Genomic DNA, 23,449 nt, shown 5'->3' on the forward strand with positions numbered 1-23,449 from the left:
AGAGTGCCGAGCATGACTACCGAACAAGACCCGCGCTGGGCTGCCATTCTCGCCCGCGACCCGAAGGCCGATGGGCTGTTCGTCTACGGCGTGAAGACCACCGGCGTGTATTGCCGCCCCAGCAGCGCCTCGCGGTTGCCGCGTCCGGAAAATATCGAGTTCTTCGACACTGCCGCGCACGCCGAGGCGGCCGGTTATCGCCCGAGCAAACGCGCGGCCGGCGACCAGACGCAATTGGCCGCGCACCACGCGCAAGTGGTGGCCGATGCGTGCAGGCACATCGAGTCGGCCGACACCGCGCCCAGCCTCAACACGCTGGCGGCGCAGGCCGGCCTCAGCGCTTTTCATTTCCACCGCGTGTTCAAAAGCGTGACCGGCCTGACCCCCAAGGGCTACGCCAGCGCCCACCGCTCACGCAAAGTGCGCGATGGGCTCAAGGGCCAGCATTCGGTGACGGACGCGCTGTACGACGCAGGCTTCAATTCCAACAGCCGCTTTTACGAGTCGGCCAACCGGTTGCTCGGTATGAAGCCCAGCGACTACAAGGCCGGGGGCACCAACAGCGAGATCCTGTTCGCCGTCGGCCAGTGCTCGCTGGGCGCCATCCTGGTGGCGCAAAGCACGCGCGGCGTGTGCGCCATTCTGCTCGGAGATGATCCGGACGCACTGGTGCGTGACCTGCAGGATCAATTCCCCAAGGCCAACCTGGTCGGCGCCGACCGCCGTTTCGAGCAACTGATCGCGCAGGTGGTCGGGTTTATCGAGGCACCCGCGCTGGGCCTGGACTTACCGCTGGACCTGCGCGGCACGGCGTTTCAGGAACGGGTCTGGCAAGCGCTGCGCGAGATTCCGGTGGGCAGCACGGCCAGCTACGCGCAGATCGCCGAGCGTATCGGCGCGCCCAAGTCGTTTCGTGCCGTGGCCCAGGCCTGCGGGGCCAACAGCCTGGCGGTGGCGATCCCCTGCCATCGCGTGGTGCGCAGCAATGGCGATGTGTCGGGCTACCGCTGGGGCGTCGAGCGTAAACGCCAGTTGCTTGCGCGCGAAAGCGAAGTCTAGAGCGACTGGCGCTTGCGAAACTGCGCAACCTTATGCCGATTGCCACACAACGCCATGCTGCACCAGCGGCGCTTGTGGGCTTTGGTGCGATCGTAAAACCACAGCACGCATTCCGGATGTTCGCAGGTACGGATCAGGTTGAAATCCCCACCCACCAGCAAACCCGCAGCCGCCTCGGCAATCGGTGCGAGAAATTGTTCAGCGGTTTGCAGTTTGCGCTGACGCTCCAGCCGCAGTTCACCGGGCGCCGGCCACGCCAATTGCGGATGGCTCACGGCCTTGCGCAGGAAACCGTTGAGGGGCTCGGGGTCGCCTTGCGTACCGGCCTTGCGCTGTTCGACTAACAGCCGAACCACTTCACGCAACTTCAAGGCCGCCGCGAGCAAAGCCCCGTGCTCGAACGTCGGCACGCGACCCTCCTCGGCCCATCCCAGACGCACCAGCCAACGCTCGACATCCGCATCGTGTTGCCAGAACTCGAAAGGCTGGCCATCGACATTGGCGCGCGTGTTGAGCATGTCCAGCACCGGGTCATCGGCGAGCACGTAGGGTTCCAGCGGGACGGCAGGGGGTGGGGAAATGGCCATGGTCGATCCTCTTGAGAGCGCTGGAATGGTAACCGCTATTGGCTCGCCAGGATAGTTACTCACGAAAAATAGCTAACCTGATAAAAGAACTTGACAGGTTACATTTTTAAGCGCAGCTTTTTAACACGGTAACCCGTATATCAACTTTATCAAGTTACAATAGGCGTACTTACCATGACCACGCATGCCCTCGTTGTTCACTACCATCACGTCGACGTCGATGGCGTACGCATGTTCTACCGCGAAGCCGGCGACCCTGGCGCCCCGGTGATCCTGCTGTTGCACGGTTTTCCCAGCTCGTCGCATATGTACCGCAACCTGATCCCGCTGCTCGCCAGCCGCTATCGGGTGATCGCGCCGGACCTGCCCGGCTTCGGCTTCACCGAGGTGCCGGATGAACGCGAGTACGTCTACAGCTTCGACAACCTGGCGACTACCGTGGGGGATTTTGTCGATGCGTTGGCGTTGAGCCGCTACGCGCTGTACGTCTTCGATTACGGCGCACCGGTCGGCCTGCGCCTGGCAGTCGCGCACCCAGGGCGGGTCAGCGCGCTGGTCTCGCAAAATGGCAACGCGTACCTGCAAGGCCTGGGTGCTGCCTGGGCTCCGATCCAGGCTTACTGGGCCGAGCCGAGCCAGGCTAATCGCGAGGTGATTCGCAATGCGGTAATCAGCCTGGAAGGCACGCGCTACCAATACCTGCACGGTGTAGACCACCCGGAATGGGTTGCCCCCGAGTCCTACATGCTCGACGTGTTGCTGATGCAGCGTCCCGGCAATGACGAAATCCAGCTGGACCTGTTCCTCGACTACCGCAACAACCTCACGCTGTACCCCGACTTCCAGGCGTTCTTCAGGGCCACTCAAGTCCCGACGCTGGTGATCTGGGGCGAGAACGATCCGTTCTTCATCCCGCCTGGCGCCCACGCGTATAAAACCGACAACCCGAACGCGGTGGTCGAACTGCTGGATACCGGCCACTTTGCCCTGGAAACCCATGCCAGCCATATCGCCGAGCGTATCCATGCCGTGCTGGGGGATGCCATCAACTGATGGCGCACCACGAAACGCCCGCTTCGTCCAGTGAATAAAACAGACTGGCCGGGTGCCAAGGGCCCTGCTAAAACAGCGCAAAGCCTCACTATCGCTGGAGACGCACCCCATGAGCACCTGGCCAGACACGCGCATTCTCGACCTGCTGGGCATCGACGTACCCATCATCCAGGCCCCGATGGCGGGAGCTACCACCACCGCCATGGTGATTGCCGCCAGCAACGCCGGCGCACTGGGCTCGATGCCCGCTGCGGCGCTGAGCATCGAGCAACTGCGCGAGGCTCTGAGCACTATCCGCCAAGCCAGTACGCGCGCCCTCAACGTGAATTTCTTCTCCCACCAGCCGCCCCCGACCGACGCCGCCCGTGACAAACGCTGGAAAGCGCTGCTGGAACCCTACTACCGCGAACTGGGCGCCGATTTCGATGCGCCGACACCCGTGTCCAACCGTGAGCCGTTCAACGAAGCCGCGTGCCAGGTGGTCGAAGCGTTTCGCCCCGAGGTGGTGAGTTTTCACTTCGGCTTGCCGGAAAAATCTCTGCTGGACCGGGTAAAAGCCACCGGCGCGAAAGTGCTGTCGTCTGCCACCACGGTTGAAGAAGCGATCTGGCTGGAACAGCACGGCTGCGACGCCATCATCGCCATGGGCATCGAGGCCGGCGGCCACCGTGGGTTGTTTCTCAGCGACGACCTCAATACCCAGATCGGGCTGTTCGCCCTGCTGCCGCAAATCGTCGACGCCGTCAGCGTGCCGGTGATTGCCGCCGGAGGGATTGGGGATGCGCGCGGGATTGTCGCGGCATTTGCCCTCGGTGCTTCCGCCGTCCAGATTGGCACTGCCTACCTGTTCACCCCTGAAGCCAACGTCAGCGCCTCCCACCACCATGCATTGCGCACTGCCCAGGCCAGCGAAACCGCATTGACCAACCTCTTCACCGGCCGCCCGGCGCGGGGCATCGTCAACCGCGTGATGCGTGAATTGGGGGCTATCAACCCGGCAGCGCCGGCATTTCCCACGTCCGGCGGCGCGTTGATCCCGCTCAAGGCCAAGGACGAAGCCGGCTTCAGTAACCTGTGGGCGGGCCAGGCATTGCGCCTGGGCAAGGAAACCCCCACATACGAACTGACCCGCGAACTGGCCGAACAGGCCCTGGCCAAGCTCAACTAGCGGCAGCAGCTGAAGCAACTTTGCACTGTACCGGCAATGGCCAACCGCTATATATTCCCATACATAGCGGTTAAGCCTTCTCCCTATAACAAGCCGTACAATCCTCAAGGAGCTGCTTCATGAAGATTCACGCCTCACGCCTGGCCATGCTGGTCGCCGCCCTCGCCTTCGGTTCGGCCCACGCCGATGAAGTCCAGGTGGCCGTTGCCGCCAACTTCACCGCACCGATCCAGGCGATTGCCGCCGACTTCGAAAAAGACACCGGCCACAAGCTGGTCGCAGCCTACGGCGCCACTGGGCAGTTCTACACCCAGATCAAGAACGGCGCGCCGTTCGAAGTGTTCCTGAGTGCCGACGACACTACCCCGCAAAAACTTGAAACCGAAGGCGACACCGTCAAAGGCTCGCGCTTTACCTACGCCGTGGGCACCCTGGCATTGTGGTCGGCCAAGGAAGGTTACGTCGACGCCAAGGGCGAAGTGCTGAAGAAAAACCAATTCAAGCACCTGTCCATCGCCAACCCGAAAGCCGCACCTTACGGCCTCGCCGCGACCCAAGTGCTGGCCAAAGAAGGCCTGACCGACAAGGTCAAGGACAAGATCGTCGAAGGCCAGAACATCACCCAGGCGTATCAGTTTGTCTCCACCGGCAATGCCGAGCTGGGTTTCGTCGCACTGTCGCAGATCTACAAGGACGGCAAAGTCACCAGCGGTTCGGCCTGGATCGTGCCGGCGTCCCTGCATGACCCGATCAAGCAAGACGCAGTGATCCTCAACAAAGGCAAGGACAGCGCCGCTGCCAAAGCCCTGGTCGAGTACCTCAAGGGCCCGAAAGCCGCTGCGGTGATCAAGTCCTACGGCTACGAGCTGGCCCAGTAAATGCCACTGTCGAGTGCCGATTTTTCCGCTATCTGGCTGACCATCAAACTGGCGTCACTGACCACCGTGATCCTGCTGGTCATCGGCACTCCGATTGCCCTGTGGTTGTCGCGCACCCGCTCCTGGTGGCGCGGCCCCATTGGGGCAGTCGTGGCTTTGCCGTTGGTGCTGCCACCGACGGTGATTGGTTTCTACCTGCTGTTGACGATGGGCCCCAATGGCTACTTCGGCCAGTTCACCCAATGGCTGGGCCTGGGTACCCTGACCTTCAGTTTCGCCGGGCTGGTGATTGGCTCGGTGATCTATTCCATGCCGTTTGTGGTGCAGCCGTTGCAGAACGCCTTCTCCGCCATCGGCACACGCCCGCTGGAAGTGGCCGCGACCTTGCGCGCCAACCCGTGGGATACCTTCTTTACCGTGATCCTGCCCCTGGCACGCCCGGGGTTTATCACTGCGTCCATCCTCGGCTTCGCGCATACCGTCGGCGAATTCGGCGTGGTGCTGATGATCGGCGGCAATATCCCCGACAAGACCCGCGTGGTCTCGGTGCAGATCTACGACCATGTCGAAGCCATGGAATATGCCCAGGCCCACTGGCTGGCCGGCTCCATGGTGGTGTTCGCGTTCCTCGTGTTGCTGGCGCTCTACTCCAGCCGTAAATCCAAGATGGGCTGGAGCTGATACCGATGATTGATGTGCGCCTCAATGTGAAATACGCAGGCTTTGCGCTGGACGTGGACCTGCATTTGCCCGGACGCGGCGTGACGGCGCTGTACGGGCACTCCGGCTCCGGCAAGACCACCTGCCTGCGCTGTATCGCCGGGCTGGAGCGTGCCGAAGAGGGCTTTGTGCAGATCAACGATGAAGTCTGGCAGGACAGCCGCACCGGGCTGTTCGTGCCGCCGCACAAACGGGCCCTTGGCTACGTGTTCCAGGAGGCGAGCCTGTTCGCGCATTTGTCGGTCCGGGCGAACCTGGAGTTCGGCCTCAAGCGCATCCCGCGCGCGCAACGGCGGGTCGATATGGCCCAGGCCAGCGAACTGCTCGGGATCAGCCATCTGCTCGATCGCCACCCCCAGCACTTGTCCGGCGGTGAGCGCCAGCGCATCGGCATCGCCCGTGCATTGCTGACCAGCCCAAGCCTGCTGTTGATGGACGAACCGCTGGCCGCGCTCGACAGCAAGCGCAAAGGCGAGATCCTGCCGTACCTGGAACGCCTGCACGATGAACTGGACATCCCGGTGCTGTACGTCAGCCATGCCCAGGATGAAGTCGCGCGCCTGGCCGATCACATCGTGCTGCTCAGCGACGGCAAGGCCCTGGCTAGCGGCCCGATTGGCGAAACCCTGGCGCGTCTCGACCTGCCGATGGCGCTGGGCGACGACGCAGGCGTGGTCATCAACGGCAGCGTCAGCGCCTACGACGATCATTACCAACTGCTCACGCTGCAACTGCCGGACAGTGCCCAGCACCTGCGCGTGGCGCATGCGCCGCTGGCGCTGGGCAAAGCGTTGCGGGTCAAGGTACAGGCGCGGGATGTGAGCCTCAGCCTGCAAGCCGAGGAAGCCAGCAGCATCCTCAATCGCCTGCCGGTGACGGTCACCCAGGAAATCCCGGCAGACAACAGTGCCCACGTGCTGGTGCGCCTGGAAGCCGATGGCACGCCGCTGCTCGCACGGATCACGCGATTCTCTCGCGATCAGCTGCAACTGCACCCGGGCCAGCGGCTATGGGCACAGATCAAGGCGGTGGCGGTGCTCGCGTAAAAAACCTTTTGGCACGACCGCAAACGGCTGCGGTCAATCAGGAATACCGGCCTGATCTGTTGCCAAGGAACCTGCACCATGCCCGACTCCGCGCTGCCCGCCGACCTGCCCCGCGACCTGCATTACGTTGATGACACCCAACCCGGCATCCGCCGCAAGCGCCTGCGCGGCAAGTTCCAGTATTTCGATGCCAAGGGCGAACGCATCCAGGATGCCGACGAGATCAAGCGCCTGAATGCCCTGGCAGTGCCCCCGGCCTACACCGACGTGTGGATCTGCGCCGACCCGCGCGGCCATCTGCAGGCCACCGGGCGCGACGCGCGGGGACGCAAGCAATACCGCTACCACACGCGCTGGCGCGAAGTGCGTGACACCGACAAATATTCACGCCTGCAGGAATTCGGCAACGCCCTGCCCAAACTGCGCAAGCAACTCGAGGCGCAATTGGCCGAGCCTGGTTTCACCCGCGAAAAGGTGCTGGCTACCGTGGTGATGCTGCTGGATGCGACCTTGATCCGCGTCGGCAATACCCAGTACGCGCGGGACAACAAATCCTACGGCCTGACCACCCTGCGCAACCGCCATGTCGACATCAAGGGCAGTGAGATCCAGTTCCAGTTTCGCGGCAAGAGCGGCGTGGAGCACCAGGTCAGCGTCAAGGACCGGCGCCTGGCCACAGTGGTCAAGCGCTGCCTGGAGTTGCCGGGGCAGAACCTGTTCCAGTACCTGGACGAGGACGGCGAGCGCCACACGGTCAGCTCGCATGACGTCAACGCGTACCTGCACAGCCTCACCGGCGCCGATTTCACCGCCAAGGATTACCGCACCTGGGCCGGTACCGCGATGGCGCTGGCGGTGCTGCGCGAGTTGGAATGGCAGCCGGAATCCGACGCCAAGCGGCATGTGGTGGCGATGGTCAAGGATGTCGCCAAGCAACTCGGCAACACCCCGGCCGTGTGCCGCAAGTGCTATATCCACCCGGCCGTGCTGGAGCATTTCAGCCTGGGTGAACTGTCCCGACTGCCCAAGCCGCGCCTGCGCAAAGGTTTGAAAGCCGAGGAAGTTGCGCTGGCCATGTTCCTGGAGAAACTGAGCGCCGACTTGCCAGAAAAAGCCAAGGCAGGTTAGGCTTTGCCTCCCTTCTGACGCCCGGGATGACCGCCGACGTGAACCACTAAGCCTTCCAAAATGTATCTGCAACGAGCCGCCTGGCGTGCTTGTTGGCCTGTCCGACATTTTTTTGGAGGTGCTGATGACTGACGTCAACCGGCTGCCCGTCCTGGTTTCACTGCAACACCTGAGCTTCCAATTCGCCAATGGCGAAACCTTGCTGCACGACCTCTCCCTGTCCATCGATCACACCCCCACGGGGATCGTCGGGCGCAATGGCCGCGGCAAAAGCATCCTCGCGCAATTGATCGCCGGGGTATTGCCGCCCTCCTCCGGTTCGCTCGACTGTTCGGCCCGCGTGGCTTACGTGCCGCAGGCCGTGGTGGTGAATGCGGGGCAAACCGTCGCCGCTATCACCGGCACCGCCGAGCCCCTTGCGGCCCTCGCACGCATGGCGGCGGGCGTGGCGCGGGTCGATGATCTTGAGGTGATCGATGATCGGTGGGACCTGGCCGAACGTCTGCGCACCGCCCTGGACGCCGCAGGCCTGGCCGCGCTTGGTTTTGACACGCGCGCCGATCAGCTCAGTGGTGGCCAGCTGGCGCGGGTCGCGGTGATCGGTGCGATGCTTGCGGAACCGCAACTGCTGGTACTCGATGAACCTACCAATCACCTCGACGGCGACGGCCGCACCTGGCTGTTGCAGGTGCTGCAGGCATGGCGCGGCGGCCTGGTGGTGGTCAGCCATGATCGGCAATTGCTCAACACCCTCGGGCGCATCATTGAGCTGTCACCGCTCGGTACCCAGGTGTATGGCGGCAACTATGCTGCCTATCGCCTGCAGCGCGACACCGAGCAGCACGCCGCCATCGCCGCGCTGGAACACGCGCGCCTGGAGCGCAGCCGCGAACGCCGGCGCCTGCAAAAGGATCATGACAGCCTGCAGCGCAATGCCGCGCGCTCGCGCAAACATGCCGAGAAGGCCAATGTCGACCGCTTTACCAAGGCGCGCTGGAAAGGCGCCGCCACCGAAATCGTCAGTACTGTGCGCAGCGCGCATCACGCGCACAAAAGCGAGCTGGATGATCAGGTGCGCGAGGCCTACGCGCGCGTCGAGGACGAAACACCGACCCTGCTGGCCTTGCCCGGCTCGGCGGTGCCCAATGGCCGCCGTGTGATTGCCTTGGCCGAGGTTCAATTACCCTGGCTGTCACTGCCGCCGCTGACACTCGATTTGATCGGGCCGGTGCGCGTGGCGGTGCAAGGGCCGAACGGCTGTGGGAAATCCACTCTGCTCAAAGTGCTGGCAGGCCTGTGGCAGCCGGTCAGGGGCGAATGTTCAGTGCCGGTACCCAGCGCCTACATCGACCAGCATCTGGCGCTGCTCGACGACCAACGCTCGATCATCGACCAACTCAACCTGCTCGACACCCCCTTGGCCGAAGCCCAGTTGCGCACGCGCCTGGCCTTGCTGCAACTGGATGCATTACGGGTCACCCAGCCGGCCGGTCAACTCAGCGGCGGCGAGCGCTTGAAGGCCGCGATGGCGATTGCCCTGTGGCGAGCAACGCCCGCGCAGCTGCTGTTGCTCGACGAGCCTACCAACCACCTTGACCTGGAATCGGTGCTCGCCTTCGAGCAGGCGCTGCAGGGGTTCGACGGGGCGATGCTGGTGGTCTCGCATGACCCGGCGTTCGTGCAGGCGATTCGGCCGACGCATCATTTACGCTGGCAGCCGGAGGGGTGGCGCCTGGAGAGTGTCTGAGGTCATTGCATGGCGCCGCAAAGCGTCCTACGGTAGTGGCCGGATAATCTCACCGAGGAACCCGGCCCCATGCTGCCTTCGCCGCGCAAGCCCTTCGCCAATGCCGCACTCGCCCATCAACAGCGCTGGCGGGGTCGCGTCGGCCTGATGCTGGTGGCCAGCCTGTCGGTGCTGGCGGGCATGACCGACGCCATCGGCTTTATGGCCAGCGGTGACTTTGTGTCGTTCATGAGCGGCAACACCACGCGCCTGGCGGTGGCGATCAGTGCCGGCGATCTCGGCTTGACCGCACGCCTGCTGTTGCTGGTTGCGACATTCGTGGTGGGCAACGCCTTGGGCGTAGTGGTCAGCCGCCTCAGCCGGCGGCATGCCTTGCCTTTGCTGTTGTGCATTGCCGCCTTGCTCTGCGGCGGCGCGCTGCTGCCCTTCGCCGACACGTTGCCCGCGCTGCTGGCGGCGATCATCGCGATGGGCATGCTCAATGCGGCAGTGGAAGAGGTCAACGGCTTGCCGGTGAGCCTCACCTACGTCACCGGGGCGCTGTCACGCTTCGGGCGTGGGCTGGGTCGCTGGATCCTCGGCGAACGCCGCAACGGCTGGCGGGTGCAACTGATTCCATGGGCGGGGATGTTTATCGGCGCGGTGATTGGCGCACTGCTGGAACAACAACTGGGCCTGCGGGCGCTGTGGGTCAGCGGCGCATTGGCGGGGGTGCTGGGGTTGGTGTCGCTGAAGATTCCCCGTCGCTGGCACCTGGGTTTTATGCCGCGCTAAGGGTTGAAAGGATGCTCGCCCGACGTTTAGGCCTCGACGTCCGTGTACTGGTAAAGAGCCATCATGTCGGGCGAGCGCGTGCATCATAAGCGAATGTCCGGCGGCTGTCCCGCCGGGCGATTCCTAAAAGCACTAAGGCAATGGATTACAGACAGGTCGCGAGGGCCGCCAGGCGGCGTTTGGCCGGCATGTTGTCTTGCGCTGCGTAGTACTTGACGGTCGAGCCGGCGCCGGCACTCAGCACGTCGACGAAGTAATCGCCAGCGGTGGTGTAGACGGTAAAACCACCCGCTCCGGTGGGCTCCTTGAAGCCGCCGGCGTCGACGCCAAACACACTTTCATCCTGCCAACCGAACTGAATGCACTCGGCAACCACCAGGGTGGCCTTGTCCGAGGCCATGGTCTTGTAGGGGTTGCCGGCGCGCGCCTCTTTCATCTTCGAGCCCGCGCAACCGGCCAGGGCGGCCAGTACCAATGCGCCTATTACGACCTTGTGCATGCCATCGTTCCTTGGAAAAAAAACGCGACTCTACCATTAGCGGAACCGTCGAGGCGAAAGCCAGGCAGAAACCTGCCCCGCACGCAGCATGAATTTAGTTTCACTGTGAGGGGCGATCGCGCCGCCTATAGTCGGCAGGCTCATTTTTAAGAAGTCTCCCTTCTGCCCGCTCTCCCGCGGGCTTTTTTTCGCCTGTGCGTCAGAGCCACCAACGAAACAGGTAGAACAACGCCATGCTCAGCAGCACGGTGATCAACACGTTACGCGTCCAGAACATCAGCCCTACCGCGCAGATAGCTGCCAGCAGGTAAGGGTTGGACGGGCTCAGGTTGAGCTGGTGGTCGGCGAGAAAAATGATCGGCCCGCAGATCGCCGTAAGCATGCCCGGCACCGCAAACCCCAGGAACTCGCGCGCCCCGCGATTGAGGCGCACCGGCAAGCGCGGCTCGATAAACAGGTAACGGTTGAGAAACACCACCAGGCCCATGGCCACAATCATCAGGTAGATCATCGCTGCCCTACTCCCAGGCGTTTGCACACAAACCCGGCACTCATGCCCAGCACGCCGGACACCACCACTGCCGACTCCCAGTGCAGGAAGCTCAACCACACTGAACACAACAATGACACGGCCACACAGACCACTGTCGGCACGTCGCGCACCACCGGCGTGATCAAGGCAATAAAGGTCGCGGCAATCGAGAACTCCAGGCCCAGTTGATCCAGGCCGGGGATGCTTTTGCCGAGCACGATGCCGGCCAGGGTGAACAGGTTCCAGGCGATATAGAACGTCAGGCCGACCCCCAGTGCATACCAGCGATTGAAGGTTTCGCGGTCGTAGTGGCTGACCAGGGCGAAGAATTCGTCGGTCAACAGAAAGCCCAGGCTCATGCGCCAGCGGCTTTTAAGCGGGGAAATAATCGGGCGCAGGTGCATGCCGTAGAGCAAGTGCTGGGATGTCAGCAGCAGCGTGGTGAGCACGATGGAGATCAGGCTGGCGCCGCTCTTGACCATGCCGATGGCGACCAACTGCGCCGCGCCGGCAAACACGATGGCCGACAAACCTTGGGCTTGCAGTGGGGTGAATTGCGCATCGATGGCCATCGAACCGGCCAGCAGGCCCCAGGGCGCACAGGCCAGGGACAGGGGAATGACGGCGATCGCGCCGCGAGCGAAGGCGTAATGAGGTAAGGCAGTAGGCATGGAGACGGCTCATCGACAGACAGTCGACAAGCATGCCAGCGCAACCAGGGGCTTGTCTTGAACGATCTTGCTCAGGCCAGGCGTACCGACACCTGCTCCACCGAATCCCGCGCTTCGCGCAGTTCGTGGGCATCCTGGTTGAGGCGGTGGATGGTATTGAGCAGACGTTGGCGCAGGACTTCATCGCCGAGTTTTTCGACGGCACGCATCAGGTCGAACGCCGCGGTTTCGTTATTTTCCGCGACGGAATCCAGGGTCTTGCGCAGGTTGCGAGTGGCACGGGTCACGCGGGGTCATCCTTCATCAGCAATGGGCAGGCACTTTAGGACATTCTTGTTTCATTTTAATTTCAAACACTTGTGGCTGATTTCCGCGGATTTGATCCACGTCAATTGAAACAAGGTTTGACCAAAATATATGGACATCCGTATATTCGTATTTCCATATATTACAAACAGGCTGCGCATGTCGGACCTCTTCTCTCCACCCACATTGTTCAAATGCCTGGCTGACGCCACCCGCGCGCGCCTGACGTTGTTGATCCTGCGCGAAGGCGAACTTTGCGTCTGCGAACTGATCCATGCCTTGGACGACAGCCAGCCAAAAATTTCCCGCCACCTGGCGCAACTGCGCAGTTGCGGGCTGGTGCTGGATCGTCGCCAGGGCCAATGGATCTACTACCGCCTCAACCCGGCGCTGCCTGGCTGGGTGACCGAGGTGTTGCAGACCACCCTGCAAGCCAACCAACCCTGGTTGCACAGCGACGCACAACGCCTGGAAGCAATGGGCGACAGACCACAACGGGCCAGCACCTGCTGCTGAGCCAACGGAGCGTTTATTCATGCTTGTCGCAGTTGCTATTTTTATCCTCACCATCGTGCTGGTCATCTGGCAGCCCAAGGGCCTCGGCGTGGGCTGGAGTGCCACGCTGGGCGCGATCCTGGCCCTGGCCTGCGGTGTGATCAGCCTGGCCGACATCCCGGTGGTGTGGCACATCATCTGGAACGCCACCGCCACGTTTGTCGCACTGATCATCATCAGCCTGTTGCTCGATGAGGCCGGCTTCTTTGCGTGGACCGCCTTGCATGTGGCGCGCTGGGGCCGTGGACGCGGCCGGCGCTTGTTTGCCTATATGGTGCTGCTCGGTGCCCTGGTCTCGGCGTTGTTTGCCAACGACGGCGCGGCGCTGATCCTCACGCCGATTGTGATGTCGATGCTGCTGGCGCTGCGTTTTTCCCCGAGCGCGACCCTGGCGTTTGTCATGGGGGCAGGCTTTATCGCCGACACGGCGAGCCTGCCGCTGGTGGTGTCGAACCTGGTGAACATCGTCTCGGCGGATTATTTCAAGATCGGCTTCAACGAATACGCCGCCGTCATGGTGCCGGTGAACCTTGTCAGCGTCGCGGCGACCTTGGCGGTGCTGCTGTGGTTTTTCCGCCGCGACATCCCGCAGACCTACGACCCGGCCGACCTGGAAGACCCTGCGAGTGCCGTGCACGACCGCGCCACCTTCCGCGCCGGTTGGTGGGTGCTGGGCATCCTGCTGGTCGGTTGCTTTGCCCTCGAACCGCTGGGCATTCCGATCAGTGCCATCTCGGCGGCGTGCGCCGTGCTGCTCCTGGTGATTGCCGCCAAGGGCCACAAGATTTCCACGCGCAAAGTACTCAAGGAAGCGCCCTGGCAAATCGTGATCTTCTCCCTGGGCATGTACCTGGTGGTTTATGGCCTGCGTAATGCCGGGCTCACCACCTACCTGGCGACCTGGCTGGATACCTTTGCGCAGCACGGCGTATGGGGCGCAGCCATGGGCACGGGCGTGCTGACCGCGTTGTTGTCGTCGGCGATGAATAACCTGCCGACGGTGTTGATCGGCGCGCTGTCCATCGAGTCCAGCCATGCCGTGGGCGTGGTCAAGGACGCGATGATCTACGCCAACGTGATCGGCAGTGACCTGGGTCCGAAGATCACCCCGATCGGCAGCCTCGCCACGTTGTTGTGGCTGCACATCCTGGCGCGCAAAGGCATCACCATCACCTGGGGCTATTACTTCAGGGTCGGGATCGTGCTGACCCTGCCGGTGCTGTTGATCACCCTCGCCGCCCTCGCCTTGCGCCTGAGTCTTTGAAGGAATCGAGCCATGAAAGTCCTGTTCATGTGTACCGCCAACAGCTGCCGCAGCATCTTGTCCGAAGCCGTGTTCAATCACCTGGCGCCGCGCGGGTTTGCAGCGATCAGCTCCGGCAGTTTCCCCAAGGGCCAGGTGCTGCCACGCAGCCTCGGCACGTTGCAGGCGGCGGGCATCAGCACCGAGGGGCTGTACAGCAAAGGCAACGAGGCCTTTGAAGGCAGCCCGCCGGACGTGGTCATCACCGTGTGTGACAAAGCCGCCGGCGAGGCCTGCCAGGTGTATTTCGGGCCGGCGGTGAAGGCGCATTGGGGTCTGGAGGATCCCTCCGATGTGCAAGGCGATGAAGCCTCGATCCAAGCCGCATTCGATGCCACGCTGGCGATTATCGCCGCACGCTGCCGTGCATTTTTCGCCCTGCCTGTCGCCGACCTCAGCCCTGCTGACCTGAAAACACAACTTGAGCGCATTGCGCAGTTGTCACCGCAGAACCCATGAGCCCCCTGCCAAACCTGGATGTATCGCTGCTCCCGCCCGGCCCACTGGATTCGACCCAGGCCCCGCGCATCCTGCTGCTGCACGGGTCGACCCGCGAACAATCAACGGTCGATTTGAACCGCGCTGCCAGCGTATGCTGAGGCCCTCACTCCTAGCGAGCCACCTCGATGAGCGCCATGCAACACGCCTGGCTGGGCAACTACGAACTCAGCAGCACGACCTGCACCGGCCTGACCTTTGCGCGCCACAGCCATGATGAGTGCGTGATCGGCGTGAACCTGCTGGGCGAGGAAAAAGTCTGGCTGGACCGCCGCGAGTTTGCGGCGGGGCCGGGCTCGATCACCCTGTATAACCCCGGGCAGATTCAGGGCGGCGGCGCTGCCGAGGGCGCGCCTTGGCAGTTTGTCAGCCTGTACGTGAGCGCCGACCAATTGGCCGGTGATCTGGGGCTGGCGCAGGTTGAGTTCGACCGCTCGCTGTGTGTCCAGCCGGACCTGGCCCAGCGCCTGGCGATGGCGGTGAAAGGCGCATTGAGTGGCGATGCGCGGGTGCGCGAGTTGCACGAAGAGGCTTTGCTGCTGTTGCTCGGCGAAGTGGTCCGCCTCAGTGGTGTGCGCCTGCCCGTCACCGCGGCCACCGGCAAAAGCCTGATCGGCCGCGCCCAGGAGCTGCTCGCCGAACAGCTGCATCAGTCTGTACCGTTGGAGCAGTTGGGCGATGAGTTGGGATTGTCCAAATTCCATCTGCTGCGCACCTTCCAGAAAGAAACCGGGCTCAGTCCCCGGCAATGGGCCATGCAATTGCGCACTCGCCGTGCCAAGGGCCTGTTGCGCAACGGCGTGGCGGCCAGTGAAGTCGCGCACACGCTGGGTTTTGCCGATCAGAGCCACCTGAATCGGCATTTTCGCGCGGCCTACGGCATCACTCCCGGCCGCTACCAGAGCGTAATGAAGCGCTGAACAGCGCAATCTGGTTCAAGACTGCACACCCATCCCTGCGCACACTGCCCGGCATCATTTGAAGGAACGCGGGCATGCTGACGATCTTCTTTTACGCGCTGGTATTCGGTTTTGTTTTCTGTCTCTCTCCCGGCGCGGTGCTGGCGGAAACCCTGCGCCGTGGCCTGTTGCACGGTTTCACCCCAGCCTTGCTGGTGCAGGTCGGTTCGCTGGTGGGCGATGCCGTCTGGGCGGTGATCGGGCTCACCGGTATCGCCTTGCTGATCCAGCATGACGCGGTGCGCGTGCCGCTGACGGTGGTCTGTGCGCTGTACCTGGCCTGGCTGGGCGTACGCAGCCTGCTCGACGCCTGGCACCTGCCCGAAGCCGACAGCAACGTAGCCCGCTCCGGTAAAAATGCGCTGGCGGTAGGCGCGGCGATTTCGTTGGCCAACCCGAAGAACATCGTCTATTGGGGCGCGTTGGGCAGCGCCTTGTCCGGCATCGTCGGCGCGACGCCCAGCCACGGGCAGACGCTGATGTTTTTTGCGGGGTTCATGCTGGCCTCGGTGTTGTCGTGCTTTTTGATTGCAGCGCTGGTGAATCTGTTGCGCCAGAACGCTTCGCCGTTGTGGCAACGCATCAGTTACGGCGCCTGCGGCGTGGTCTTGATCTATCTGGCTATTCTCGCGGCACAGGGCATATGAAGTTATATAACCGGCAACTTCAGAGTGCCTCTTATCTGAATGAACTCTGAACCGCGGGTTATTTAATTAATCATCCGTTGACATTTTGTAACTGCCTGAGTAGATTGCCCGTGCCCGCTACTGGGGCCTTTTTTAAACCTCACAAAAGAAGCCAATGGACACAGTATCTAGTCGCTGTCCGAGCACCGCGTTTGCGGGCATCGGGCGCCAAACCCAGAATATGACAGGACTCGCCTTCCAGGTCCGGTAAGCTGCGCTAGAGCTTGATGCTCCTCCGTAACTGCCTCGCCGGATGCGTATCCGGTCCCGAGGTGTGTTATGACCTTCCAAGCCTTTGTTTTACCTGATGTACGCACACTGGCCGCCGCCCTGCGCGCCAAGCTGTGTCGCGAGCCCGTGGGTTTTTCGCCGACCCGCTCGCCACTTGCCGTACCCTCTCCTCAAGTGCGCCCGGCCCACCCGCTGGCGCACTGGCGTATCTGCCCAGCCACTGGCCAATTGCAGCAGCACTGGGATCACGCCGACCCTCAAGACCCACAGAGACCGACCGTTTCCCGCCTGGCGCAAGCTGGCTTGATGCTCGGTCTGTATGTGAGCGCTCGCGCAGCTTAACCCCGCTGGAAACAGCAACTATCTGATCAATACCTGGAGTTCCTCATGAACACTTCCAGATGTAATCGGCTGCGCGTTAGTTAACTAACGCCGCCATCAAAGTTAGATGAACACCTTATTTGAACCGATCGCAAAGTTAGCGGCTCGGCCGGCTTTCACTCGCCTGTATGCAGGCAAGTAACGGGCCTGTTTTGTCGACAACTGGCGACAGGAGTACACACCATGAGCGCCGTAAAAAACACGCCACTGCAGAAGAAAAAGGGCACCGACGCCGACACCAAACTGTCGATGCGTGCCGCCCGCGAAGCCCACAACGGCTTATCCGCCACCCTCGCTAACGTTCGCGCCACCCAGGATGGCCTGACCGAACTGGACGCCGCTGCCCGCCTGCAACGCGAAGGCTACAACGAAGTGGCGCACGACAAGCCGCCTCACGCCATCGTCCAGTTCCTGCAGGCCCTGAACAACCCGTTCATCTACGTGCTGCTGACCCTGGGCGGCATCAGTTTCTTCACTGACTGCTGGCTGCCGATGCAGGATGGCGAAGAGGCCGACCCCACCAAAGTCATCATCATCATGACCATGGTGCTGCTCAGCAGCCTGCTGCGCTTCTGGCAGGAGCACCGCTCGGCCAAGTCCGCCGAAGCCTTGAAAGCCATGGTGCGCACCACGGCGACCGTGCTGCGCCGCGAGCAAGTGGGCGGCCAGCCCGCCCTGCGCGAAGTGCCGATGCGTGAACTGGTGGCCGGCGACATCGTGCAGTTGTCGGCCGGCGACATGATCCCCGCCGATATCCGCCTGATCGAGTCCCGCGACCTGTTCATCAGCCAGGCCGTGCTCACCGGCGAAGCCTTGCCGGTGGAGAAATACGACACCTTGGGCGAGGTCACGCAAAAATCCGCCAGCGCCTTGGCCGCCGACCAGGGCAACCTGCTGGACCTGCCGAACATCTGCTTCATGGGCACCAATGTGGTCAGCGGCCGCGCCAAAGCCGTGGTAGTCGCCACTGGACCACGTACTTACTTTGGCTCGCTGGCCAAGGCAATTGTCGGTTCGCGGGTGCAAACCGCCTTTGATCGCGGGGTGAACAGCGTCAGCTGGCTGCTGATCCGCTTCATGCTGGTGATGGTGCCGATCGTGTTCCTGCTCAATGGTTTCTCCAAGGGCGACTGGGGCGATGCGTTCCTGTTCGCACTGGCGGTGGCCGTGGGCCTGACCCCGGAAATGCTGCCGATGATCGTCAGCGCCAACCTGGCCAAGGGCGCCACGGCCATGGCCAAGCGCAAGGTGGTGGTCAAGCGCCTCAACGCGATCCAGAACTTTGGCTCGATGGACGTGCTGTGCACCGACAAGACTGGCACGCTGACCCAGGACAAAATCATCCTCGAGCATCACGTCAATGCCTTTGGCCAGCGGGATGACGCGGTGCTGTCCCTGGCATGGCTCAACAGCTATCACCAGAGCGGCATGAAGAACCTGATGGACCAGGCCGTGGTGCAGTTCGCCGAGCAGAACCCCAAGTTCCAAGTGCCATTTGCCTACAGCAAGGTCGATGAATTGCCCTTCGACTTTGTGCGCCGTCGCCTGTCGATCGTGGTCAAGGACGCCGCCGACGACCACCTGCTGGTGTGCAAGGGCGCTGTGGAGGAGATGCTGGGCATTTCCACCCACGTGATGGAGGCAGGCAAGGCCGTGCCGCTGGATGAGCACCGCCGCGAAGCGTTGCTGGCGATTGCCAACGACTACAACGAAGACGGTTTCCGGGTGCTGGTGGTGGCCAACCGTCACATCCCTAAATCGCTGGCGCGCCAGCAGTACACCACCGCTGATGAACGCAACCTGGTGATCCAGGGCTTCCTGACCTTCCTCGATCCACCGAAGGAAACCGCGGGCCCGGCGATTGCCGCGCTGCAACAAATCGGCGTGGCGGTCAAAGTGCTGACCGGCGACAACGCGGTGGTCACCAGCAAGATCTGCCGCCAGGTCGGGCTCGATCCAGGCCAGCCGCTGCTGGGGGTGGAAATCGAAGCGATGGACGACGCGACCCTGCTGCGCCGCGTGGAAGAGCGCACGGTGTTCGCCAAGCTCACGCCACTGCAGAAATCCCGCGTGCTCAAGGCTTTGCAGGCCAACGGTCACACGGTCGGTTTCCTCGGTGACGGCATCAACGATGCACCGGCGCTGCGCGATGCCGACGTGGGTATCTCGGTGGACAGCGGTACCGATATCGCCAAGGAATCGGCCGACATCATCTTGCTGGAAAAGAGCCTGATGGTGCTTGAAGAAGGCGTGCTCAAGGGCCGCGAAACCTTCGGCAATATCATGAAGTACCTGAACATGACCGCCAGCTCCAACTTCGGCAACGTGTTCTCGGTGCTGGTCGCCAGTGCGTTCATTCCGTTCCTGCCGATGCTGTCGATCCACTTGCTGCTGCAGAACCTGATGTACGACATCTCCCAGCTGGCCTTGCCGTGGGACAAGATGGACAAGGAATACCTGGCCAAGCCGCGCAAGTGGGATGCCAAGAACATCGGCCGCTTCATGATCTGGATCGGGCCGACCTCGTCGATCTTCGACATCACCACGTTTGCGCTGATGTGGTACGTGTTCGCCGCCAACAGTGTCGAGATGCAGACCCTGTTCCAGTCCGGCTGGTTTATCGAGGGGCTGCTCTCGCAAACCCTGGTGGTGCATATGCTGCGCACGCGCAAGATCCCGTTCTTCCAGAGCACAGCCGCGTGGCCGGTGCTGATGATGACCGCCGTGGTCATCGGGCTGGGGATCTACGTGCCGTTCTCGCCGCTGGGCACCCTGGTCGGCCTGCAACCGCTGCCGCTGGCGTACTTCCCGTGGTTGGTCGGCACCCTGCTCGCCTACTGCTGCGTGGCCCAACTGATGAAAACCCTCTACATCCGCCGCTTCAAGCAGTGGTACTGAGTTTCACCCTGCCATGCCTCGTAGGAGCCGGCTTGTCGGCAAGCCGGGCTCCTACACCCAGGCAGCGTTTGCATTGCAAGGAAATTTCTTATGCGCGTCTTGATCTGTGCAGGTCGTCATTACGCCGACACCAAAAAGTCCCGCCAGGTGCTGGACGCTTACCACCGCCTGCGCCCGGTGCAGGTATTGATCCACGGCGGCAACCAGTTCCTCGGCAGCGACATCGAGGAATGGGCACGCGAGCTGGGCATCGACGTGGTGCGCTACCCGCCCAACTGGCAACACCACGGCAAGCAGGCGGAACGCCAACGCAACCATTTCATGCTGACCGACAGCCGCCCCGATGTGGTCATCGCCCTGCCCGGTGGCGATGACACCTTCGAGCTGGTCAGCCAGGCCAACGCCAGCGGTGTCTCGGTACTCACCGTAGAAAGCTGAATTCACGCGAGGTGCATCATGCACAAAAAACACACCCCTCAACGCCCCGACGGGTTTGCCAAATACCGTGCGCGCCACTATCGCGGTGCGCGCAATAGCCTGCTGCTGTTGCCGCCGGCGAAACGTCGGGCGCTGCGGCGCAATTTGATCTTTATCGGCCTCACGCTGGGCCTGATCCTGCTGGTGGCCCTGGTGTCGAAAGCCCACGCGGCCGGCGGTGCCTACGTGGTCGACGACGGCGCGATCAATGCGCCAGGAGCATGCAACATAGACGCCTGGTACAGCGCCAATCGCCACGATGGCAGCACCCACAGCGAGACGCTGTCGCCGGCCTGCACCTTCGCCGCTATGCCCTCTGTGCAATGGGGCGCGGCGCTGTCACGGGCCGACCATGAGACTCAGGTCAGCCCACAACTCAAGGCCCAAGTGCTGTCCCGACAAGACCTGGGCGTGGAAATCGCCGTTTCCGCTGGCGCGCACCTGGCGCTGGATCGACAACACGGGTTTGATGGCGCTGACCTGAACGTCCCGTTCACCTGGCAAGCCCTTGAAGCCTTGCGCCTGAACCTGAACGCCGGCTGGACTCATGCCTACAACGACGGCGATCAGCAACATCGCCTGACCTGGGGCAGCGGCTTGGAGTACGAGCTTGCGCACGCCCTGACGCTGATCGCCGAGCGCTACGGCCAGGTCGGCGGCGACCAGGCCTGGCAGGCCGGACCGCGCCTGCACCTGGGGGAATTTGTCGACATCGACCTGATACTGGGGCGCAGCCTGACCGGCGCCCGCGACCAGTGGCTGACCACCGGTGCGACACTGCGGTTCTAGGCTTTGGCCTGTTGCTCCAACAGCAGCTGCAACTGCGGGTCGATCTGCAACTGCCCCGCAAGGTCATCCAGGTAGTTGCGTTCGGCTTCCTGCTGGTCATCGACCAGCAGCACACTGGCCACGTACATCTCGGCCGCCACTGCCGGGTCTTCGGCAAACTCGGCAAAATCCGCCGCATCCAGGGGCTTGGCGATTTCGGCGTCGAGCCACTGTTGCAACTGTGGGTCGTCGGCATGTCGGCTTACTTCATTCGAGATCAACTGCCGCTCTTTTTCGTCGATCTCGCCGTCGGCCTTCGCGGCCGCAATCAATGCACGCAAGACTGCGTGGCTGTGGGCTTCGGCTTCGGCGCCGTGGAGCTGGTCGACGGTCTGGAATGCCGCTTGTGGCTTGGCCGCCTGCTGGCTCTGCCAGGCCTGATACGCTTGGAAAGCCATCATTCCCAGGGAGGCCAACGCCGTATAATTCATCCCGCCAGTACGCCCCTGGGCCGGGCGCGCGGCAGCTCCACCCCCGAGCATGCCGCCCAAGCCACCCAACAACCCACCCAGGCCGCCACCCGCAGGCGCATTGGTGCTGCTGGTGCCTTTCAACAGACCACCAAGCAGCCCGCCCAGGCCGCCTCCCGCGGTGCCACCGCCCGACTGCCCGGCGCGCAGCAGTTGTTCAAGTAAGTCGCTGGTGTTCATGGTTTCACCCTCCCAGAGCGTGGTGTTGGCGTCTAACAACCATAGCTCGCCACTGCGGGAACACCATGACCGCCGGGCGGCCACGCCTTATGATGGCGCGACCCCGCCAACAAGAGACACACCCCGTGAACCGTATCGAACAGATCGCGCTGATGGCGACCTACAACCAGTGGATGAATCGCAAGGTCTATGACGCGGCCGGCACCCTGGACCACGCCGCATTGCTGGAGGACCGCCAAGCGTTTTTCGGCTCGATCTTCGGCACGCTGAACCACCTGGTGCTGGGCGATACGGTCTGGCTCAAGCGCTTTGCGCTGCACCCTGTCGGCTTTTCGGCACTGGCCCCGTTGAGCGCCATCGAGGCACCACGCGACCTCAAGCACCTGGCCTTCGCCGATCTGTGCGCACTCGCGTCCCGGCGCGTCTGGCTGGATGAGCTGATCATCGAGTGGGCCCACGGCTTGAGCGATGGTGACCTCGACCATCGCCTGCACTACCACAACATGCGCGGAGTCGCGGCGGACAAGCCGTTTTTCAGCCTGCTGGTGCATTTCTTCAATCACCAGACCCATCACCGCGGCCAGGTGACGACCTTGCTGACCCAGGCCGGCGTGGATGTGGGCGATACCGATCTATTGGCGCTGATCGACTAGCCGTAGCCGCGTACCTATCCGTTTGGGGGGATAAACGAACGTCACACCACCGATGGGGTCGTAACTTCAGGTGCCGGGATTTTCCGCTCCCGCCCTCCCCGCGCGCATTGTGGGTCTACCGATGCGCGTACCCCATAAGAAGGAGACGCTTACATGGTCATTCACTTCAAGGTCGCCGGGCATCTGGCTTGCGGCCATCACGGCACCAACCTCCCGTCCAGCACCGAGTTGAACCGGGTCAAATGCCGCACCTGCCGCAACACCGAAGCCTACAAGGAAGCGCGCCGCACCCAGCGCAACGCCGCTCGCCGCGCGTCACGCAAAGCCAAGACTCATACCGCAACCGACTGGCGCAGCGCGTGGACACAACGCCTGACCGACTTGCCAGGCCTGCAGCGCCTGCCACGCGGATTCAGCGGCCAGCCTTTCGTCTAGGCCGCCCATGCAAAAGCCCCGGCCAGGCCGGGGCTTTTTTGTTGCACTCAATCATCATTGGACACCGGCCGGTTGCGTGCCTTGTACCCTGGCAAGGTAGCGGCATACGCAAATGCCTGTTCACGGGAATTGAAGGTCGCCAACCGGTCCTGGGGCGTACATACCCGCCACGGTCCATGGTTGACCTGCACGATGTCGTAGCCATTCAGATGCAGCTTCGTCAGCATTGGAGCGCTCATAGTCACCTCGCTTTCCTGAGATTTTCTGGCGTTGCAGCCCCACCTTACACCCGCAACGGGCTCAGAGGTCGACCATGTGTCGTAGCGAAATGGCTGCATTCATGAACACCAAACAGCCGCTGATTCACTGTCTGGCCGGCGAGTATCGCAAGTAGTCAAAGCTGTCATTTATGGCTCTTGTTCTGTCGCCAGCGGAATCGTCCGATTAGTCTCAATACGCCCTGTAGATCACTGATCTGCCGAGCTTTTTCACTCAAGCCTTCAGCAATAAAGCTACCCTTCGACCTTGCGCCCAAGCGTGCGGATCTATATATTCCCTACCCTGCTACAACGCGCTGCCGCCCGAATGGCGAAACTGGTAGACGCATGGGACTTAAAATCCCCCGCTCGTAAGGGCGTCCCGGTTCGATTCCGGGTTCGGGCACCAAAGATATCAAGGGCTTGCATGATGAACTTCATGCAGGCCCTTATCTTTTGTGTTCCGCAAT

General features: G+C 62.5%; 28 protein-coding genes and 1 tRNA gene. 22 read left to right on the forward strand and 7 right to left on the reverse strand.

Going from position 1 to position 23,449, the window contains the following annotated elements; translation table 11 throughout:
* Positions 1-12 precede the first annotated feature (12 nt).
* Positions 13-1,059 carry a bifunctional DNA-binding transcriptional regulator/O6-methylguanine-DNA methyltransferase Ada gene (gene ada, locus AC07OJ_RS03955; RefSeq protein ID WP_495093993.1) on the forward strand — a complete coding sequence of 349 codons (1,047 nt, stop codon included), beginning with the start codon at positions 13-15 and terminating at the stop codon, positions 1,057-1,059.
* On the opposite strand, the gene AC07OJ_RS03960 is transcribed toward ada, so the two are convergent.
* Positions 1,056-1,646 (reverse strand): CGNR zinc finger domain-containing protein, encoded by a 591-nt coding sequence (locus AC07OJ_RS03960; RefSeq protein WP_495093994.1) that lies wholly within the window; start codon positions 1,644-1,646, stop codon positions 1,056-1,058. The genes ada and AC07OJ_RS03960 overlap by 4 nt on opposite strands.
* 174 nt (positions 1,647-1,820) lie before the next feature.
* Here AC07OJ_RS03960 and AC07OJ_RS03965 point away from each other — a divergent pair, with 174 nt between their 5' ends.
* From AC07OJ_RS03965 to AC07OJ_RS04000, 8 genes are all read left to right on the forward strand, one after another.
* Positions 1,821-2,699, forward strand: coding sequence for an alpha/beta fold hydrolase (locus AC07OJ_RS03965; protein WP_495093995.1), 879 nt, complete (start codon positions 1,821-1,823; stop codon positions 2,697-2,699).
* Positions 2,700-2,808: 109 nt separating this feature from the next.
* Entirely contained in the window at positions 2,809-3,867 is a 1,059-nt protein-coding gene (locus AC07OJ_RS03970; protein WP_495093996.1) for an NAD(P)H-dependent flavin oxidoreductase, read from the forward strand.
* Positions 3,868-3,986: 119 nt separating this feature from the next.
* Positions 3,987-4,745 (forward strand): molybdate ABC transporter substrate-binding protein, encoded by a 759-nt coding sequence (modA, locus tag AC07OJ_RS03975; RefSeq protein ID WP_065905458.1) that lies wholly within the window; start codon positions 3,987-3,989, stop codon positions 4,743-4,745.
* On the forward strand, positions 4,746-5,426 hold the full coding sequence (gene modB, locus AC07OJ_RS03980; RefSeq protein WP_120448673.1) for a molybdate ABC transporter permease subunit: 681 nt from the start codon (positions 4,746-4,748) through the stop codon (positions 5,424-5,426). It begins immediately after the preceding gene.
* 5 nt (positions 5,427-5,431) lie between these two features.
* Positions 5,432-6,511: a molybdenum ABC transporter ATP-binding protein gene (modC, locus tag AC07OJ_RS03985; protein ID WP_065905460.1), complete on the forward strand. Its 1,080-nt coding sequence runs from the start codon at positions 5,432-5,434 to the stop codon at positions 6,509-6,511.
* Positions 6,512-6,589: 78 nt separating this feature from the next.
* The gene (locus tag AC07OJ_RS03990) at positions 6,590-7,639 is read left to right on the forward strand and encodes a DNA topoisomerase IB (RefSeq protein ID WP_065905461.1); all 1,050 of its coding nucleotides are present in this window, start codon (positions 6,590-6,592) and stop codon (positions 7,637-7,639) included.
* 124 nt (positions 7,640-7,763) lie between these two features.
* Positions 7,764-9,386 carry an ATP-binding cassette domain-containing protein gene (locus tag AC07OJ_RS03995; RefSeq protein ID WP_495093997.1) on the forward strand — a complete coding sequence of 541 codons (1,623 nt, stop codon included), beginning with the start codon at positions 7,764-7,766 and terminating at the stop codon, positions 9,384-9,386.
* 69 nt (positions 9,387-9,455) lie between these two features.
* On the forward strand, positions 9,456-10,160 hold the full coding sequence (locus tag AC07OJ_RS04000; RefSeq protein WP_495093998.1) for a YoaK family protein: 705 nt from the start codon (positions 9,456-9,458) through the stop codon (positions 10,158-10,160).
* Between the two features lie 145 nt (positions 10,161-10,305).
* On the opposite strand, the gene AC07OJ_RS04005 is transcribed toward AC07OJ_RS04000, so the two are convergent.
* The 4 genes from AC07OJ_RS04005 to AC07OJ_RS04020 all read right to left on the reverse strand — a co-directional run bounded on the left by AC07OJ_RS04005 (position 10,306) and on the right by AC07OJ_RS04020 (position 12,149).
* The gene (locus AC07OJ_RS04005) at positions 10,306-10,659 is read right to left on the reverse strand and encodes a hypothetical protein (protein ID WP_201144579.1); all 354 of its coding nucleotides are present in this window, start codon (positions 10,657-10,659) and stop codon (positions 10,306-10,308) included.
* 199 nt (positions 10,660-10,858) lie between these two features.
* Positions 10,859-11,170 (reverse strand): AzlD domain-containing protein, encoded by a 312-nt coding sequence (locus AC07OJ_RS04010; RefSeq protein ID WP_065905464.1) that lies wholly within the window; start codon positions 11,168-11,170, stop codon positions 10,859-10,861.
* Entirely contained in the window at positions 11,167-11,862 is a 696-nt protein-coding gene (locus tag AC07OJ_RS04015; RefSeq protein ID WP_065905465.1) for an AzlC family ABC transporter permease, read from the reverse strand. Before AC07OJ_RS04015 ends, AC07OJ_RS04010 begins: the two co-directional genes overlap by 4 nt.
* 71 nt (positions 11,863-11,933) lie before the next feature.
* A complete protein-coding gene (locus tag AC07OJ_RS04020) occupies positions 11,934-12,149 on the reverse strand; it encodes a hypothetical protein (RefSeq protein WP_025856028.1) in 216 nt (71 codons plus the stop codon).
* A gap of 178 nt (positions 12,150-12,327) precedes the next feature.
* On the opposite strand from AC07OJ_RS04020, the gene AC07OJ_RS04025 reads away from it, so the two are divergent.
* The 10 genes from AC07OJ_RS04025 (at position 12,328) to AC07OJ_RS04070 (ending at position 20,945) form a co-directional block, all read left to right on the forward strand.
* The gene (locus tag AC07OJ_RS04025) at positions 12,328-12,684 is read left to right on the forward strand and encodes a metalloregulator ArsR/SmtB family transcription factor (protein ID WP_495093999.1); all 357 of its coding nucleotides are present in this window, start codon (positions 12,328-12,330) and stop codon (positions 12,682-12,684) included.
* A 19-nt stretch (positions 12,685-12,703) separates the two neighbouring features.
* Positions 12,704-13,987 (forward strand): arsenic transporter, encoded by a 1,284-nt coding sequence (locus AC07OJ_RS04030; RefSeq protein ID WP_065905467.1) that lies wholly within the window; start codon positions 12,704-12,706, stop codon positions 13,985-13,987.
* Between the two features lie 12 nt (positions 13,988-13,999).
* The gene (locus AC07OJ_RS04035; protein ID WP_495094000.1) at positions 14,000-14,485 is read left to right on the forward strand and encodes an arsenate reductase ArsC; all 486 of its coding nucleotides are present in this window, start codon (positions 14,000-14,002) and stop codon (positions 14,483-14,485) included.
* The gene (locus AC07OJ_RS04040; protein WP_157955078.1) at positions 14,482-14,625 is read left to right on the forward strand and encodes a hypothetical protein; all 144 of its coding nucleotides are present in this window, start codon (positions 14,482-14,484) and stop codon (positions 14,623-14,625) included. The genes AC07OJ_RS04035 and AC07OJ_RS04040 overlap by 4 nt, the downstream gene beginning before the upstream one ends.
* Before the next feature lie 27 nt (positions 14,626-14,652).
* Positions 14,653-15,444 (forward strand): AraC family transcriptional regulator, encoded by a 792-nt coding sequence (locus AC07OJ_RS04045; RefSeq protein WP_495094001.1) that lies wholly within the window; start codon positions 14,653-14,655, stop codon positions 15,442-15,444.
* Positions 15,445-15,518: 74 nt separating this feature from the next.
* The gene (locus tag AC07OJ_RS04050; protein ID WP_495094002.1) at positions 15,519-16,130 is read left to right on the forward strand and encodes a LysE family transporter; all 612 of its coding nucleotides are present in this window, start codon (positions 15,519-15,521) and stop codon (positions 16,128-16,130) included.
* Between the two features lie 318 nt (positions 16,131-16,448).
* Positions 16,449-16,742, forward strand: a complete 294-nt coding sequence (locus AC07OJ_RS04055) for a hypothetical protein (protein WP_083221413.1) — start codon at positions 16,449-16,451, stop codon at positions 16,740-16,742.
* A gap of 222 nt (positions 16,743-16,964) precedes the next feature.
* On the forward strand, positions 16,965-19,679 hold the full coding sequence (gene mgtA, locus AC07OJ_RS04060) for a magnesium-translocating P-type ATPase (protein ID WP_065905471.1): 2,715 nt from the start codon (positions 16,965-16,967) through the stop codon (positions 19,677-19,679).
* A gap of 90 nt (positions 19,680-19,769) precedes the next feature.
* Positions 19,770-20,117, forward strand: a complete 348-nt coding sequence (locus AC07OJ_RS04065; protein WP_120448681.1) for a DUF2493 domain-containing protein — start codon at positions 19,770-19,772, stop codon at positions 20,115-20,117.
* A gap of 18 nt (positions 20,118-20,135) precedes the next feature.
* A complete protein-coding gene (locus tag AC07OJ_RS04070) occupies positions 20,136-20,945 on the forward strand; it encodes a PA4824 family protein (RefSeq protein WP_495094003.1) in 810 nt (269 codons plus the stop codon).
* Here AC07OJ_RS04070 and AC07OJ_RS04075 read toward each other — a convergent pair.
* The gene (locus AC07OJ_RS04075; protein WP_495094004.1) at positions 20,942-21,634 is read right to left on the reverse strand and encodes a tellurite resistance TerB family protein; all 693 of its coding nucleotides are present in this window, start codon (positions 21,632-21,634) and stop codon (positions 20,942-20,944) included. The two genes, AC07OJ_RS04070 and AC07OJ_RS04075, sit on opposite strands and share 4 nt — an antisense overlap.
* A gap of 125 nt (positions 21,635-21,759) precedes the next feature.
* On the opposite strand from AC07OJ_RS04075, the gene AC07OJ_RS04080 reads away from it, so the two are divergent.
* Positions 21,760-22,287, forward strand: coding sequence for a DinB family protein (locus AC07OJ_RS04080; protein WP_065905475.1), 528 nt, complete (start codon positions 21,760-21,762; stop codon positions 22,285-22,287).
* A 153-nt stretch (positions 22,288-22,440) separates the two neighbouring features.
* A complete protein-coding gene (locus tag AC07OJ_RS04085) occupies positions 22,441-22,722 on the forward strand; it encodes a hypothetical protein (RefSeq protein WP_065905476.1) in 282 nt (93 codons plus the stop codon).
* 47 nt (positions 22,723-22,769) lie between these two features.
* Here AC07OJ_RS04085 and AC07OJ_RS04090 read toward each other — a convergent pair whose 3' ends face one another.
* Entirely contained in the window at positions 22,770-22,961 is a 192-nt protein-coding gene (locus AC07OJ_RS04090; RefSeq protein WP_065905477.1) for a DUF2188 domain-containing protein, read from the reverse strand.
* A gap of 340 nt (positions 22,962-23,301) precedes the next feature.
* Between AC07OJ_RS04090 and AC07OJ_RS04095 the strand changes: the two genes are divergently transcribed.
* Positions 23,302-23,388: transfer RNA gene (locus AC07OJ_RS04095), tRNA-Leu, on the forward strand.
* Positions 23,389-23,449 lie beyond the last annotated feature (61 nt).

This window comes from Pseudomonas sp. GW821-FHT09C08, assembly GCF_059418125.1.